The sequence below is a fragment of the Methyloversatilis sp. genome (assembly GCF_051861465.1).
In the GTDB taxonomy this organism is placed as follows: Bacteria; Pseudomonadota; Gammaproteobacteria; order Burkholderiales; family Rhodocyclaceae; genus Methyloversatilis.
On the sequence record NZ_JBHYCQ010000020.1, the window covers coordinates 1 to 16,339 of the forward strand.

General features: G+C 66.0%; 3 protein-coding genes. 2 read left to right on the forward strand and 1 reads right to left on the reverse strand.

Going from position 1 to position 16,339, the window contains the following annotated elements; all coding sequences use genetic code 11:
- Positions 1-59: 59 nt before the first annotated feature.
- Together ACTIFF_RS17635 and ACTIFF_RS17640 are read left to right on the forward strand one after the other, a co-directional pair.
- The gene (locus ACTIFF_RS17635) at positions 60-14,180 is read left to right on the forward strand and encodes a hypothetical protein (protein ID WP_439538016.1); all 14,121 of its coding nucleotides are present in this window, start codon (positions 60-62) and stop codon (positions 14,178-14,180) included.
- Positions 14,181-14,230: 50 nt separating this feature from the next.
- Positions 14,231-15,889, forward strand: coding sequence for a ShlB/FhaC/HecB family hemolysin secretion/activation protein (locus ACTIFF_RS17640; RefSeq protein WP_439538014.1), 1,659 nt, complete (start codon positions 14,231-14,233; stop codon positions 15,887-15,889).
- Positions 15,890-16,132: 243 nt separating this feature from the next.
- Here ACTIFF_RS17640 and ACTIFF_RS17645 read toward each other — a convergent pair.
- The coding region (locus tag ACTIFF_RS17645; RefSeq protein WP_439538015.1) for a hypothetical protein at positions 16,133-16,339 on the reverse strand (207 nt) is incomplete at its 5' end.

Genomic DNA, 16,339 nt, shown 5'->3' on the forward strand with positions numbered 1-16,339 from the left:
ATGCGATGGTAACGGCGGCGGGCGATGGCGCGGATTCGGACGGCGGGCGCGTGTATTCGATGGCCGAGCGCAACGCGGAATTGCGCAGCGGCGCGGTGATGGACGCGAGTGCCGGGGCGAGCGGTGATGGCGGCTTCGTCGAGTTTTCGGCGAAAAAGACGGTGTCGATCAGCGGCGGCGCGCTGCGCGCGGCCGCCGGCACCGGCGGCCAGGCAGGTCACATCCTGATCGATCCCGAGGAACTGCTGTGGACCGGTTCCGGCTTCGACATGTACTCGCAGGGCGCGCTGCTGGAATTGCGCGCTGACGACCGCATCGTGCTGGACAACGTGTTCCTGTCGTCGCGCAAGGTCGATGGCGCCGCGTCGCGTGCCAACCACCTGGGCGGCGACTCGAGCGGGGCGTCAGGCAAGATCAGCCTGGTGTCGAAGCAGATTGAACTGAAGAACGGCACGCAGCTGCTGGCGAACGCGAACAACGGCTTTGCTGCCGGCGACGTGGAATTGCTGGCGACCGACATCAATGCCGTCGGCGCGGTACGTTCGGCCGATGCGGGCATCAAGGTGCAGGGTTCGACGATACGCGGCGCGACCATCACCCTGTCGTCGGTGGCCGATACCTCGCTCATCACGCAACTGCTCGAAACCGTCCCCAACATCACCGTCGAACAGGCGCAGACCTATCTCGATTCGGAAATGGATGACATTTCCGACGGTCCCGGCGGCGAATACCTCGCCATCACCACCGACGCCACCGCGCTGACCGAAATCAAGGGCTCGCTGATCAGCGGCACCGGCGACGTGACCATCAAGGCGCATGCCGGCGCCCGCGCAGGCTTCGAAAAGATCGCCACCGCCGATGTGATCATCGGCGACGACAGCGGTGTCGCCAGCGTGATCAGCGGCCGCAAGGTCGATGTCTCGGCAACGTCGGACACCTCGCTCACCTTCAACGTGCTCGGCAACGCGCTGCGACTGGCCGACCAGAGCTGGCTGCCGGCCGAAGACAGCGGCGAGGTGCAGCTGCTGAACGATCAGCTGTTCGATTTTTCCAGCATCCCGCTGGTGTCGCTGTCGGAATCCACTGCGCGCGTCACCGTCGATGGCGCGACCGAACTGACGGCGACCGACACGCTGACGCTGTCCTCGTCCGCCACGTCGGCCGCCAAGCCCACGTTTGCCGGGTTGATCGTCTTTTCAGTGGCATGGGGTGAATCCACGGCGATCGCCGAAACCAGGGTTCAAGGCACGACGAAGCTGGTCAGCGGCAACGCGACATCGGTCAAGGCCGTGACCGACACCGAACTGAACGTGACCGCCAGCGTCAATTCGACCAACAAGCCCATCGACGCGACCTTCGTGCGCGCGTCCAACAATGCCACCACCAGCGCCGTCGTCGGCGACGACACGACGACCACGGCCGGGTCGGTCGCGGTCGAAGCGAACACCAAGGCCGACATTTCGGCCGGCGCGATCGCATCGAACACCGGCGGCAGCGGACTGGGCATTTCCGTCGCGGTGACCACCTCGACCACGAACACCACGGCCACGCTGGGCGGCGACGTCACGACCACCAACGGCGACGTGAAGGTCGACGCGACAACCGACATCGCCAAGAACAGCAGTGCCGCCGAAGCGGCGACGCTGGGCAACCCGAACACGCTGTCGGCGAAGATGACGAATTTCACCGCCGGCATCCAGCGCAATGTCGGCAGTTCGATACTGGGCGCCACCGGTCTGGTCAGCTCCGGTACGGCCAGCAAGATCACCGACTTCATGTTCCCCGGCATCAAGGAGGGCAAGTTCAATGCCGCCGGTGCCGTGTCCTACACTGACTCGGAAAACAATGCGAGCGCCAGCATTGCAGCCGGTGCCAGCGTGAAGGCGCAGGGCAAGGTCGATGTGGTGTCCCTGATCAACGACCGCCCGAGCGCCAGCGCAGATGCCAAGGCCACCTCGACCGGCACCGCCATCGGCGGCTCGGTGGTGATTGCCAATTTCCTGAACAACAGCGATGCCTGGATCGGCGATCTGGCCGAGGTCGATGCCCGCGGCGCGATCCGGGTTGATGCGCAGACCCACATTCCGTATCCGTGGCAGATCGACTGGAGCTCGCCGGCCGTCATCCTGAATCATCTGCAGGGCAATCTGCTCGACCTCGTGCTGACGACGTTCGCGCTGAATTCGGCCAGCGGCAAGAGCGGCCTCGGCCTCGCCGCGGCGGTCACCGTGTTTACGCTCGAGAACAACTCGAACGCCTGGGTCGGCGAAGGCGCGAAACTCAATACGATCTACGACAACGCGGTGGATCCGGCGCTCGATCTGGCTGCGCAGTCGGTGACCGTGTACGCGAAGAACGATGTCAATACGGTGAATGCGGTCGGCATCCTGTCGAAGAAATTCCTCGGCAGCAGCGGCGGCAAGGCTGCGCTCGGCGGCTCGGCCAATGTGCTGGACATCAGCGGCGAGGCGGTGGCGGGCATCCGCGACGGCGCCGACGTGCGGGCCGAGCAGGACGTCGAGGTCAAGGCCGAAAGCAACAACCAGATGGTCACGGTTACCGAGGCGGGCGGCAGTTCCGACCAGGTCGGCATCGAAGGCGCGCTGTCGATGAATACGGTGCGCACCGACACCATCGCCTACATCGACGACAAGGCGAAGGTCGACGCGGGCAAGAACCTGACCATCGAAGCGGACAGCGAAATCCGGACAATTTCGGTGGCCGGCGGCATCGTCGTCACCAAGGGGCCGGTCGGCATCGGGCTGTCGGTGTCGCTGAACACGCTGGACGCCGACGTGCGCGCCTTCATCGGCAACCGCGATCCCCTCCTCGATCTGACACCGGCCACCGGCCTCATCAAGGTGGGTGACAACCTGACGCTGGCCGCTACCGCCGACACTGAAATCAGCGCCTACTCGCTGGCCGGCGCGGTCGCCACCAGCAGCAAGTCGCAGACCGACGTGCCGGCCGGCGCGGGCGAAACCCAGGATGGCAGCTCGAGTGCGGCGGTGGCCGGTTCGGGGTCGTCGAGCGGCGGTTCGGCCGGCTCCGGCTCGTCGGGTGGCGGCGCGGCGTCGGGCACAGGCAAGGGCAAGTTCGGCATCGCGGTATCGGGTGACGCGTCGGTCAACGACATCGAAGCCGACACGCTGGCCTACATTTCCAGCGGCGTCGAGATCCAGCAGGCCGACAACGTGTCGGTCACCGCGGACAACACGCTGGATATCAATGCGTTGTCCGGCGCAGTGACGATTTCGACCCAGCAGGATGGCAACAGCATCGCCGGCTCGTACGCGCAGAACACGCTTGCCGGCACCACCAGCGCCTACATCGCCGACGCGATCGTCACCCAGAACGGCACGCTGACGCTGGACGCCGACGTCGATGGCAATATCAAGACGCTGTCGGCCAGTCTGGCCGGTGCCAAGGGCAAGGCGGGGGTGGCCGGTTCGGTGTCGGTCAACGAAATCAGCAACACCACGCACGCCTACATCGCGCGCTCGTCGCTGAGCGGCGTGAGCAACGCGTTCATCAACGCGAGCGATTTCTCCGGCATCCAGTCGGTGGCGGGCGCCATCGCTTTCGGCGGCAAGGCCGGCATCGGCCTGTCGTTCGCGTGGAACAAGCTCGACAACGACACCCTCGTGTATGTCGATGACTCCGATCTGCAGGCGGGCGGCAGCATCACGCTGGACGCGCAGACCGACAACGACATCGACACCATCTCGGCCTCGCTCGGCCTGAGCAAGGGGCCGCTGGCCGGTTCCGGCGCGGTGGCGGTCAACACCATCACCAACACGACCGAGGCACGCATCCGCGGCAAGAAGACCGCGCTCGGCATGGACGCCGCCAGCGGCATCGCCGTGCTGGCGAAGGACGACTCGGAAATCTTCGCGCTGGCCGGCGCCATCGGTGCGACCAGCGGCAATGCCGGCATCGGCGCATCGGTCGCCTGGAGCGAGGTCGGCAACTCGGTGAAGGCGACCATCGAAGGCGGCGCCGACGTACGCACGACGAATGGCGAACTGAAGGTGGATGCAGCCGCCGACACGCGGATCGATGCCACGGCGGTGGCCGGTGGCGTGGCGGACAAGGTGGCGGTCTCCGGATCGTTCTCGTCGGTCGAAACGGACAACACGGTCAGCGCCAGCATCGTCGGTTCGAAGGCACAGGCGGACAACAACGCCGTCATCGTCACGGCACGCGACACCTCCGGCATGCTGTCGATCGCCGGCAGCGCGGCGCTGTCGCTGGGTGGCGCGGCGGTCGGCGTCGGCGTCGCCTACAACGTGATCGACAACACCACCGAAGCACTGGTGACCAACTCGGATGTCGATGGCACGAGCATCCGCCTCGAAGCCACCGAAAACGCCGAGATCGAGGCGGTCGCCGCGGGCGGCGGCGGCTCGGCCAAGGTGGCCGTGACCGGTTCGCTCGGCATCAACACGATCAGCAACAGCACCGTGGCTCACGCCTCGGGCTCCGATCTCGACGCCAGCGGCGACATCACGATCAAGGCGCGCGACGAGTCGGACATCCTGTCGATTTCCGGCGCGGCGAGTGGTGCCGGCACGGCAGCGGTGGGTGCCGCCGGTTCGTACAACTCGATCGGTGGCGAAGTGCGTGCCGAACTGTCGGGCGGCAGTGCCGATGGCGCCAATGTGCGTGTCGACGCCGAACGTCAGGGCACGCTCGACGTGTGGGCGATCGCCGGCTCGGCGGCAGGCACCGCCGGCTTCGCCGGCTCGATCGCCCTGAATAACGCCGGCGGCGGCACGACCGCGCGCATCGACGACGGTGCGATCGTCAATGCGACCGGCAATGCGGTGGTCACCGCGGAGGCCGATGATTTCATCAAGTCGCGCGCCGGCAGCGTGGCGTTCGGCGGCAGCATCGGCGCAGCCGGCGGCATCGCGTTCAATGACATCCAGTCGACGACGACGGCCGAAATCAGCGGCGCGAATACGTCGGTCACCGGTCTGGGCAATAGTCCGGCGGAGTTGGTCGACAACGGTTCGCTTACCGCCTACAACAATAATCTGCTGCCGTCGCAGCAACCCCTGTCCGGCCGTCAGATGAAAGACACCGTGAAGGGCGTCAGCGTGGTCGCGTCTTCCACTGCGATGGTCGAGAACATCGCGCTCAGCGCAGCGGGCGGCGGCAACGCCGGCGTCGCCGCGACGGTGGGCATCGCGATGATGGGCGGCAGCACGACGGCCCAGGTCACCAACGGGGCCACGCTCAACGCCAGTCTGGGCACCAGCGATCAGGAAGCGCGCGTCGCGGCCTATCACCACGACCAGATCGGCTCCGCCACCGGTGGCGCGGCGATCGGCGGTGACGCCGGCATCGGCGGTGCCGCCGACACGGCCGTGGTGTCGCATGTGACAACGGCGAAGGTGGACACCGCGACGCTGCAGGCGAACAAGGCGGTGACCGTCGATGCCGGTTCGACCAGCAAGTTCGAACAGGTCATCCTCGCCGTCGGCGGCGGAACCTATGCCGGTCTGGCTGGCACCATCGGTGTGCTGCTGGTCGATGGCACGACGCAGGCGCTGGTCAACAGCAGCGATCTCGAATCGCAGGGCTCGATCAAGATCGAGGCAACGTCCGACACCGAAGTCGACATCGATGCGGGTGCGCTCGCCGTCAGTGGCGTGGCCGGTGTCGGCATCACGGCCGCGGTGACGGTCGTCGAGCAGGCCACGCTGGCCCGCGTCAGCGGCACCAGCCGGCTCGATGCCGACGGTGCGACGACCATCCGCGCCGATTCCGGCTTCGATCAGGAAGTGCTCGCCGCTACGGCGGCGGCGGCCGGCGGCGTCGGGGTGGCGGGCACCATCAACGTCGTACTGGCCAAGGGCACGACCGACGCGCAGGTCGGCACCGGTGTACAGATCAATTCGGACACCGCATTCGGCGGTACCGATGCGCAGGATGTATTCATCGAAGCGGACGACCTCATCAAGGTCGAGAGCGGCGTGGGCAGTCTGGGCGTGGGCATCGGCGGTGCCGGCGTCGGTGCAGCGGTCGATGTCGTGCTGGTACGCAGCGGTTCGTCGGCCACGGTGGCGACCGGCGCGCAGATCACTGCCGACGGCGACATTTCCGTCACCGCCGACAGCGTGCGCGATATCGAGTCAACCACCGCCGCTGCGGCGGGAGGGCTGAGTGCCGGCATCGCCGGCGCGGTATCGGTCATTTCCATCGGCACCCGGCCGGATGGCGACGCCAGCGACAACACTACCGGATCGGTCAGCAAGGCGACCGAACTGGCGTCGCGCAGCGCCACCGGCAACCAGATCGACAGCGACACCGATGCGGCCGACGCGTCGGCAGCGCGCGCGAATGCGGCGCGCGCGGGCATCAACGCCTCATCCGACTTCAACGCGACACCGAGCAATACGTCCGCCGCCGCCATCGTGGCCAGCGGCGCCACGCTCAATGCCGGTGGCAACGTCGACGTGCTGGCACACACGCGCAGCGACACCGACGCCACGGCGATCGGTGCGGCCATTTCCGGTGGCGTGTCGCTGGGCGGCGGCATCGCGATTTCGATGGTCGAAGATCGCACGGTGGCCAGTCTGGCCGGCTCGACCACGGCAAGCGGTGACGTGACCGTGCGGGCGACCGATGATCAGCCGGACGTTTCCAAGTTGCGCACCTACGCCGGCGGTGCCGGTCTGGCCGGGCTCGCTGCCAGCTTCGCGTGGCACGAAAAGTCCTCGACCGCGACGGCCAGTCTGGGTGGCATCGTGACGGCGAGCACCGGCAGCGTGACGGTCAATGCAAAGGTCGATCACAACCTCGATGCCGAAGGCGGGGCGGCCGCCCTGGGTGTCGTCGGTATCGGTGCCGCGATCGCCTACGTCGATGAAACCAGTTCCGCCGAAGCACAACTGCTGAACGGCGCCGAGATCACCGCCGAGTCGCTCGACGTGTACGGACAGTCGCGCACGACTTCGAAGGGCGAGGTGGAAGCGGCCGCAGGCGGCATCGTGGCCGGTGCGGGCGCCGATGCCAATGTGAGCGACGAATCAGCCGCCCGGGCAACTGTCGGCAACGACGTGAAGGTGACGACTGTCGGCGGCCTGACGCAGATCCGCGCCGACAGCGACCCGGTTGCGGAAGCGATCACCGTCGGCATCGCCGTGTCGGCCGGGCTGTCGATCGGCGTATCGCTGGCCGAAGCCACCGTCGATACCGATGCGCTCGTCACCATCGGCACCGACTTCGACGTGACGGCCGGAAACCTCACGCTGAAGGCGCAAACCCTGCCGCGCTCCGGGCGCGAAACGGCAAGCGCCGACGCGCTTGCCGCCGGCGGTGGTCTGCTGCTGGGCGCAACCGCGACCGAAGCCATCGCCACGGTCGAATCGATCACGCGTGTCCAGATGGGTGCCGGTCACGACATCAAGCTCGGCAACGGCGTGTTCAACACACTGGCGCAATCGTCGGTGAGCAGTCTGAGCGAGGTGAGCGGTATCGCGATCGGCTTCATCGCAGCCGGTGGCAACAGCGCGGAAACGACGGTGGACAGCACGACCGAAGCGCTGATCGGCGCAGGCACGATCAACGCCGGCAGCATCGTCATACGCAGCGAAAGCAGCGACACGCTGGATGCCGAATCCGAATCGGGGGCCGGCGGCCTCGGCGTGCTGCTGGCGGCCAGCGTGGTCAATGACGCCGACGCGACCACCACGACGCAGGTCGCGGGCACGCTGCGTGCGGCCACCGTAGACATCGACGCCAAGCACACCACCGACTTCCAGGGCACCGCCGACAGCACGTCGGCCTCGGTCGCTGGCTACTCGGGCGCCTGGGTCACCAACACGGTGGACAACACGACCAAGGTCGAACTGCTGAACGGCACCCGCATCGAGAATGCGCAGACGGTCGACATCGACGCCGAAACACGTGTCATCAAGGGTTCGGCCGGTGCCGACTGGACGGTGCAGGCGGCGTCCGGCGGCATCCTGTCGGGCGCATCCGGCGCCAGCTACTCGACGATACGCAACGACACCGATGTGCTGATCGGCAGCAATGCCTTCATCGATGCGCGGGTGGCCGGTCTCAACGCCGGTGCGATACGCATCGGTGCAAAGAACGATGTCGATGTGTACGACGCAGTGCTGCTCGACACCGGCGGCGCGATCGCGATTGCGCACACCGAGTCTTACATCATGGCCGACAAGAACGACGCCGACATCACGGTCGGTGCCGGCACTCTGGTGCAGAGCGACGGCGACATCGTGCTCGATGCGCGCACCGAAGCCATTGTCGATACCGAGGCACAGAGCAAGACCTACGGTCTGGCGGGTGCACCGTCCGGTGAATCGCTGTCGCGCCTGATCACCAGCAACGACATCCATCTGAACGGTGCGCGTCTGGAGTCGGAAGAAAACATCCGCCTCCTGGCCGGGCACAACAACAATCTGGTCGCCGACGCCGAAACCCGGCTGTGGAACAAGACGGTCATCCCGATCAACAGCGTGCCGGACGCGCACGGTGAAATACGTCAGGACAACCGCATCAACATCGCCGCCTACAGCGCCGACCTGACCGGCATCACCGGCATCCGCGAACAGCAGATCGCGCGTGCGGCCGTCGCTTCGGTCAAGGACATCGACCTGAAGGCGGGCGAAGGCAGTCACACGACGCGCGGCTACGGCAGCGGGACCGACCTGTACCGCGAGGCGCTGGAAGCGCTCGGCAAGATTTTCGACGACGACATCAGCCTCGACATCAAGGGTGGCTCGCAATTCACCGATTCGCGTTCCGGCGTCAACGTCAATGGCACGGTGTTTGCGGGCACGCGCCACCACCAGTATCTGGAGTTCGGCGCCAATGGACAGGTGGTGCGCCAGTCCGAAAACATGAGCTTCAGCCGGCGCAACAATGTGTCGCTGCAGCGGGAAATCCAGAGCCGGATCGACGCGCTGCAACTGCTGTACAACGAGTACATCAATGACAATCCGGATGTCGCCAACGGTTTCCTGAACGATATCCAGATACTGCAGGCGCGTCAGACCCAGCTGGGTGTCGGGGCGACCGTGAGTTTCGTCGATATCGACCCGGCTGCCGCCTACACCGGCAACATCAGCATCACCGGCGACTGGCTCACGGGCGCCGCGTCGGCTGAACTGATCGCACCGGGTGATTCGATCATCGAAGTGATCAACAACGGAAACCAGTTCGTTCGCATCAAGCCGGGTGTCGCAGCGCTCGATTGCATGGCCGCGCTGTGCATCCCCGGCGAGGCCGGTGGCCTGGTCACGCTGAACGGCGTGCGGGTGAGTTCAACGGCCGAAATCAATGCCCGCAACCAGTACGGTCAGGCGGCGAGCTTCGCCGCCGGCAATGTGGTCGATCGCACCAATTCGCCCGATCCGAAGATACTGCTGAAGAACACCTATGAAGATCCGGTCAACCTGAATGCGCTGAAGCCGGAAATCCATGTCGATGGCGATCTGTCCAACGCACGCGGCATCGTCAAGATCGAAAGCACCGGCTCCGTGCTGGTGGCGTCGAATGTCGTCGCCCAGACCATAGACATTGCGACGAAGGGCGATTTCATCAAGACGTTCTCGCTCGGCTTCAGCCACCTCGCGGGCGACCCATCGCTGTACGACGTCGTCGCCGGCTACATCAACAGCGCCGGCAATTTCGTCAGCGGCTACCAGCAGCAGTACGAGGCGATCGCAAAGTCGGAATTCGGTGTCGCCACCAGTGCCTTCTCGACCACCCCCTGGTACAACAACTACAAGGCGTACTCGGTTGCCAATGCCGGGCTGACCGCCGACGGCAGCACCATCGCCGGCAACAACGTGTTCATCAGCGGCGAGAAGCTGAACATCAACGGTCTGATCCAGAGCGGGCTGACCGATTACAACCTGACGATCAATACGACCGTGCTGAATCAGGCGAAGGCGGCGAACGGTGGCTGGGTCGCGCTCGAACTGCCGTCGGCCGGCAGCACGCTGGCCGATGTGTTCAGGCCCAAGGTGCGCTGGGACAGCGCCAGCAACACCCTCGAGCTGGGCTCGATCCAGGTCGAGGGCGGCTACATGCAGTTCTACGGCGACATCTTCAGCACCGGCAACGGCCAGCTGAAGGTGCGCGACGGCTACGGGCGGATCGAAGTCAGCAACACCTCGGGTGCAAATCTTGCGCTGAACCGGCTCGATACCGGTTCGGCCGCGGCCGGTACGATCAAGATCATAGACACGAGCACCAAGCTGAACGGCCTGCCGCTCGAAACCGTGATCACGCGGCTGAACGGTCAGGTGACCTACACGCAGACGAATGCCTCGTCTGACGGACTCCGCCCGACGGTCACGGTACTCGGCGATTCCTCCGGCAGGCTCGCGACGTACAACCCGCGCGCGGAGCGCCGCTTCAAGTGGATCAATGCCGAAACCTATGACGTCTTCAAATGGGAAACCTATTCGAAGAGCCTGCTGTTCGATGCCGAGTTTCTGGACGCGCTGTCGAGGGATCCGGGCGGCCGGTCCGGCGGTGACACCACGACCACGCGAACCGAACGCATCAGCGGTGACTGGCTGGCGCAGGACAACCGCACCGCCGACTACATCATGGACTTCACCAAGACGCGAAGCGGTGTCGCGACCAGGGGTGTTGACTCGCTGTGGGTCGTCGACAGCTACGGTTCCGACTGCGCCGGTGACCTGTGCTTCTCGAAAACGTACGTGTCGCGCAAGGAATGGGAGTGGACCGAGCGCAACTACTATGTTCACAGCCTGAATGCATCGAAGGCGATCAACATCCAGTTCATCGGCCATGACACCGGTCTGCTGAACGTCAGCAGCAATGGCGCGCTGGCACTGCAGGGCGCTGTACGCAATCTCACCGGAAACACGTCGCTGTCCGGCACCGGCATCGTGGCGGGTGACGTCGCCCAGATCATCGCCGGCAACCTGACGATGACGGCGACCAACGGCTCGATCGGCGGCCCGGCCCTGGCCGGCAGCAACCACATCAAGCTTGACCTGCAGGGCACGGGGGCATTGACCGCGAGCGCCACCGGTGGCGTGGCGCTGTGGGAAACCAAGGGCGACATGCGCCTCGTCAATGTCACCGGCGGCAATGGCAGCCTGGTCGACCTGAAGGCGGACGCCAATCTGGTCGACGCCAATGGCGCGGCGAACAACGTCGTGGGCGGTTTCGTGCGGCTCGCATCGGAGAACGCGGGCATCGGCAGCCTTGCCGATCCGCTCGAGATCGATGTGCGCTCATCGACCGGCTGGATCGAGACACGTGCGGCCGGTGATACGGGGCTGACCGAAACGGACGGCGACATGCGGCTGCTGTCCATCTCGGCCAATGGCGGCGATGTGCGGCTCGAGTCGGTCAATGGCTCGATACTCGACGTCAATGAAGCACAGCAGGTCGATGTCGAAACACGTGCGCAGCTGCTCCAGGTGGCACAGCGTGCGCGGCTGACCGCGTCGGCCGGCGCGAACCAGAGCGTCGACAACACGCTCAAGGCGTACAACGACCAGAAGGAGCAGGATTACCTGCAGTACTGGCAGATGCGCGGTCTGAAGGAGAACTTCGACGCCAGCGGCGTATCGACCGGCTTCACCGCCGCCGCCTACGACGCCGGCTACACCTTCGTGCTCGATGCGCAGACCGCGCAGGCGCTGCGTACCGCCAATGGCTGGGGCGACGCGGAAATCGCCGCCTACCAGAACCAGCGCACCGCCTTTTTCCACCAGGCGGCGGCGGAATTCGGCACCGGTGATGCAGCGAGCTTCAACAAGAACTTCAGCTACAACGTTGCCACGCAGGACGCCACGCGCGCCAGTGCGCTGAGCGACGGCGGCGCCTGGACCGAAGCCGAGGTCACCAACCGCATCGCAGCCGGTCTGTTCAAGGACACGTCGGACACCGAAGTGCTGATCGAAGAGGCCAACGTCATCGGCGACAACATCCAGCTGATCGCCGCGCGAGGCATCGGCAAGGAAAGCGCTGCGCTGGTCATCGGCACCAACCCGACGGCGTGGACGGAAGACCAGCAACTTGCGCTGATCGCGGCCGAGCGGGCCGACGTGCGCATCGACACCGATGCGAAAACCATCACCATCCTGCGCAAGGACGACGTCGATTTCACCGCGCAGAACAACGGCACGATCACCGCAACGGCGACCGACAGCATCTACCTCGGCTCGGAGGAGGATGTGCGGGTGGTGTCGATCTCGACGCCGGCCGATGTGCGCCTGAAGACCGCCGGCGCGCTGCTGAGCGCCGCGACGACCGGGCAGGCGGCCGTTCAGTCGCGCAATGTGACGTTGGAAGCCGGCAGCGGCGACCTGGGTCAGGACACGCTGGCGCTGATCGTGCAGGTGACCAACAACGCGACCGTCACGGCGCGCGCCGGCGGCGACCTTTTCCTGTCCAGTCTGGTCGGCGACCTGCGCATCGACCAGATCTACACCCCGGGCCTGGCCCGCATCCGCTCGGCGGGTGCGCTGGTCGAAGTGTCGTCGGACCTGCAGCGCGACATCCAGGCGCGCTATCTCAGTCTGTATGCCGGCACCACCATCGGTGGCACCGGCGGCAGCGAGCTGGACGCGCTCGATCTGGGCGCTTCGCCCGACGGCTGGGTCGAGCTGGAGGCCGCCGACGGCATTCATGTGCGCGCCGTCGATGGTGCGCTCGACGTGCGCAGTGCGCGGTCCAGCGCCGGCGACGTCACGCTGCGTTCGCCCGGCGACCTGAACATCGGCGTCATCGACGCGGGCGGCAAGCTGATGCTCGATGCCGCCGGTGACGTGATGCAGTCGGCGCAGACCGTGGCAGCGGTGGGCAACATCGACCTGTCGGCCGCGCGCTACATCATGGCCGACGGGGCGACGCTGCGCGCCCGCGATGGCCGCATCGACATCGCGACCACCGGCGACGTCGTCGTCGGCCGCATCGAGGCGACCAACAACGCCACCGCCCAGGCACTGCGCATCGTCGCCGGCGGCGGCATCCACGACGGCGGCGACATCGGCACCTACGATCTGGTCGCCGCCACGCCGGGCGCCGGTGTCGTGCTCGAAGCGACCGACGGCATCGGCAGCGCCACATGGAACAACGGCACACCGCTGCCGGTGGCCGATGCACTGGAAACCGACATCGCGATGATCGATGCGATGTCGACCGCCGGCGGCCTGCAGATCGACGAGAAGGACGATGTCGCGCTCGGCACCGTCGAGACCGACGGCGATCTGGCGGTCAAGGCCGGCGGCACCATCAGTGGCAACAGTGCCTACACCGCGCGCGGCAATCTCGACCTGCTGTCCGGCAACAGCGTCACCGTGCTGGAGACGACGGCGGAAGCCGGCAATGCGACGGTGATCGCCGAACAGGACATCATCATGGATGCCGTCACCGCAGGGCAGGGCGTCAAGCTGCAGGCCATCAACGGCCGCGTCAGCGTGAAGCGGCTGACCGGCGACACGCTGGACATTTCCGGCAAGGGCGACATCGACCTGGGTACGCTCAGCGTCAAATCGAAGATGAGCTTCAGCACCGAATCGATCACCGCCCGGGTCATTCACACCGGCACGACGGGCCCGCTGCTGATGAACGTGACCGGTCCGCAGGGCGGCATGGCGCGCTGGGTCGATCTGACGTTCGACAGCCCGATCGGCACGCGCTTCGAGCGGCTGTATTCGCAGGACGCGCGGATCGAAACGGAACGCGGCTGGCTGGAGGTGCTGGACGGTCGGATCGACAATCAGGCACGCTTTATCAACCCGCAGAGCACCGTGTATATGGACAACGCGACGACGGTGATCCAGCCGGCAGACATCCAGCTTCATGCGCCGGACAGGCAGTTCGCGCTGCGCCTGGAGCGCTTCCGTCTGGTGACCGACGAGACCGCGCTGACGCGTAGCCCGCTGCACGAAGTGGTCAATGAGACGGACCCGGACAACAGCGGGCGGGAGGAGTCGCGCAACGCGATCGAAGGTCGGGTGCCGAATCCGACGCGTCCGCAGGCGGTGAATGTGGTGCCGGCGCTGTCGCAGATCGCGATCAACATCCCGCTGGACATCCCGGCCGTGAATTCGGGCGAGGAAGAGACGGAAGAGGAAGCGGAAGCCCGCCGCAAGGCCGAGGACGAGGCGCAGAATGCAACCGGCGAAACCCCGAAGGAGACCGCACAGTGAGGCGCGCACACAGGTTGTTCAGCAGGCAGGTCCGCAGGACGCCACTGGCCGTGGCAGCACTGGCGTGCGCCCTGGGCACTGCGGTGCCGGCGCAGGCGCAAGTGGCCCCGCAACTGCCGCCGGCGGCCGACCCGGGCAGCATCCAGCAGCGCTCGCTGGAACTCGAGCGGCGTCTGCGCGAAGAACGCGAACGCCGGCCGGAGTCGGAGCCGTCGATCGACCGCGAAGGGCTCAAGCCTGCGCCGGCCAGAAAGCCGGCGGTGACGTCGAGCTTTCTGCTCAAGCGCATCGACTTCACGAAGTCGGAACTGCTGTCGGAAGAGACGCTGCGCGGGCTGGCGGCGACGGTCGAAGGACGCGAAGTCACGCTGGCCGAGGTGGTCGAAGTCGTCGAGCGCATCAACACCCTGTATCGCGAGCGCGGCATCCCGACCGCACAGGCGGTGCTGCCGGCGCAGGAAGTGGCCGACGGCAATGTGACGATCAAACTGGTCGAAGGGCGTGTGGGTGACATTCTGCTCGAAGGGAACGCGAGCACTGCCGACAGCTTCATCCTGTCGCGGCTCGGCCAGACGAAGGGCGAACTGGCGGACGTCAGCGCACTTGAGCGCAGCATGATGCGCTTCAACCGCAGCCAGGACGTGCAGTTGCGCGCCGAACTGAAGCCGGGCGCGAAGTTCGGCGAAACTGATGTGGCGCTGACGGCGGTGGAGCCGCCGAAGCACGAAATGCGCGTCTTCGCCGACACCAGCGGCAGCTACGCGACCGGGGTGTATCGGGCCGGCGTGTTCTACCAGAACCGCAGCCTGTTCGGCTTCCGGGACGCGTTGAGTGCGTCGCTGATCGGCGCGGAGACGGGGGGGCACGAAGGCCGCGCACTGTCATACAGCATTCCACTGGGCAAGCTGGGCACGCGGCTCACGCTGTCGTGGTTCGAAGACCACACGCGGATCAGGAACGGCCCGTTCGCGCCGCTGCGCATCCGCGGTGAATCGACGGCATGGACCGCGCTGCTGCGCCATCCGCTGCTGATCGGGAAGAACTACCAGCTCGATGTGCTGGGCGGGGCGAAGAAGCGCAAGACGGAAAGCTGGATCGAAGGACGCAAGTTCCAGTCGACCGATATCGACGACGTGTCGGCGGGCGTGGATGCGCAGTGGTGGGAAAGCGACCGGATCTGGACCGGATCGCTGACCTACTCGGCGGGGGATGCGGACCCGATCGACGATGTGGTGTCGACCTCATTCAAGATCTGGCGTGGCTCGGTGCGCCGCGTGCAGGAATTCGGCGACGGCTGGTCGGTGCACAACACGGTGGCCTTCCAGTACACGCGTGACGAGAACCTGACCTCGAGCGAACAGTTCCTGATCGGCGGCGAGGGCAGTGTGCGGGGTTACCAGACGGGTCTGTTCAGCGGCGACAAAGGGCTGATCGCGTCGGTGGAACTGCACCACCCGCTGCCGCAGGCGCCGGTTGCACCGATCAGGACCAGCGGCTTCCTGTTTCTCGACTACGGCGCGGTGGAGCCCTTCCGTCCGCCGGAGTCGACGCGCGGCAGCGACACGATGGCGAGCTACGGCTGGGGTCTGAACGCGAACATCAATCAGAACATTTCGGCCCGGGTGACGCTCGGGCTGCCGATCCGCGACCGCCCGCAGGAGCCGCGTGGCTACTACGTGCACGTGCAGGTCGTCGCCCAAGTGTTCTGACGGCGCCGGGCACTACCCACGACTGCGTGGCATGCCCGGCCCGTCGGGTAGTGCGTGCTCGGCGACCCGCTTTTGCGCTGGCGGGAGATTGATGAAAACCCATTCTGGAACAGATTCTTGAGTTGAAGCTGTCCGGCCGTTTTCCGGCACGGTTCAGCGCGTCGTCCGTTGCCGGTTCGCCGACGATCGGGCCGTGATGCGTCGCATCCCGTGACTTTGCGCAAGATCAAGTAAGAGTTTGTCCTACACGCGCACATTGGTTTCTTTGGTGATCGAAAAGGATCCGGCAATGAAACCGACGCGCTCCACTTCCAGTCTGCCTGGCTTGCGCACGCTATCGGCGGCGCTTGCGCCCTCTTTCTGCACTTTGGCGGGCATGGCGAGCCTGCCGCTGCTGATGTCGCCGGCGGCGTGGGCGCAGGCGATCCAGGCCGATGGCCGGACGCTGAC

Excerpts from the sequence above, each read along its gene's own strand:
- ACTIFF_RS17635 (WP_439538016.1), top strand. The coding sequence starts at position 60 with ATGGCCGAGCGCAACGCGGAATTGCGCAGCGGCGCGGTGATGGACGCG.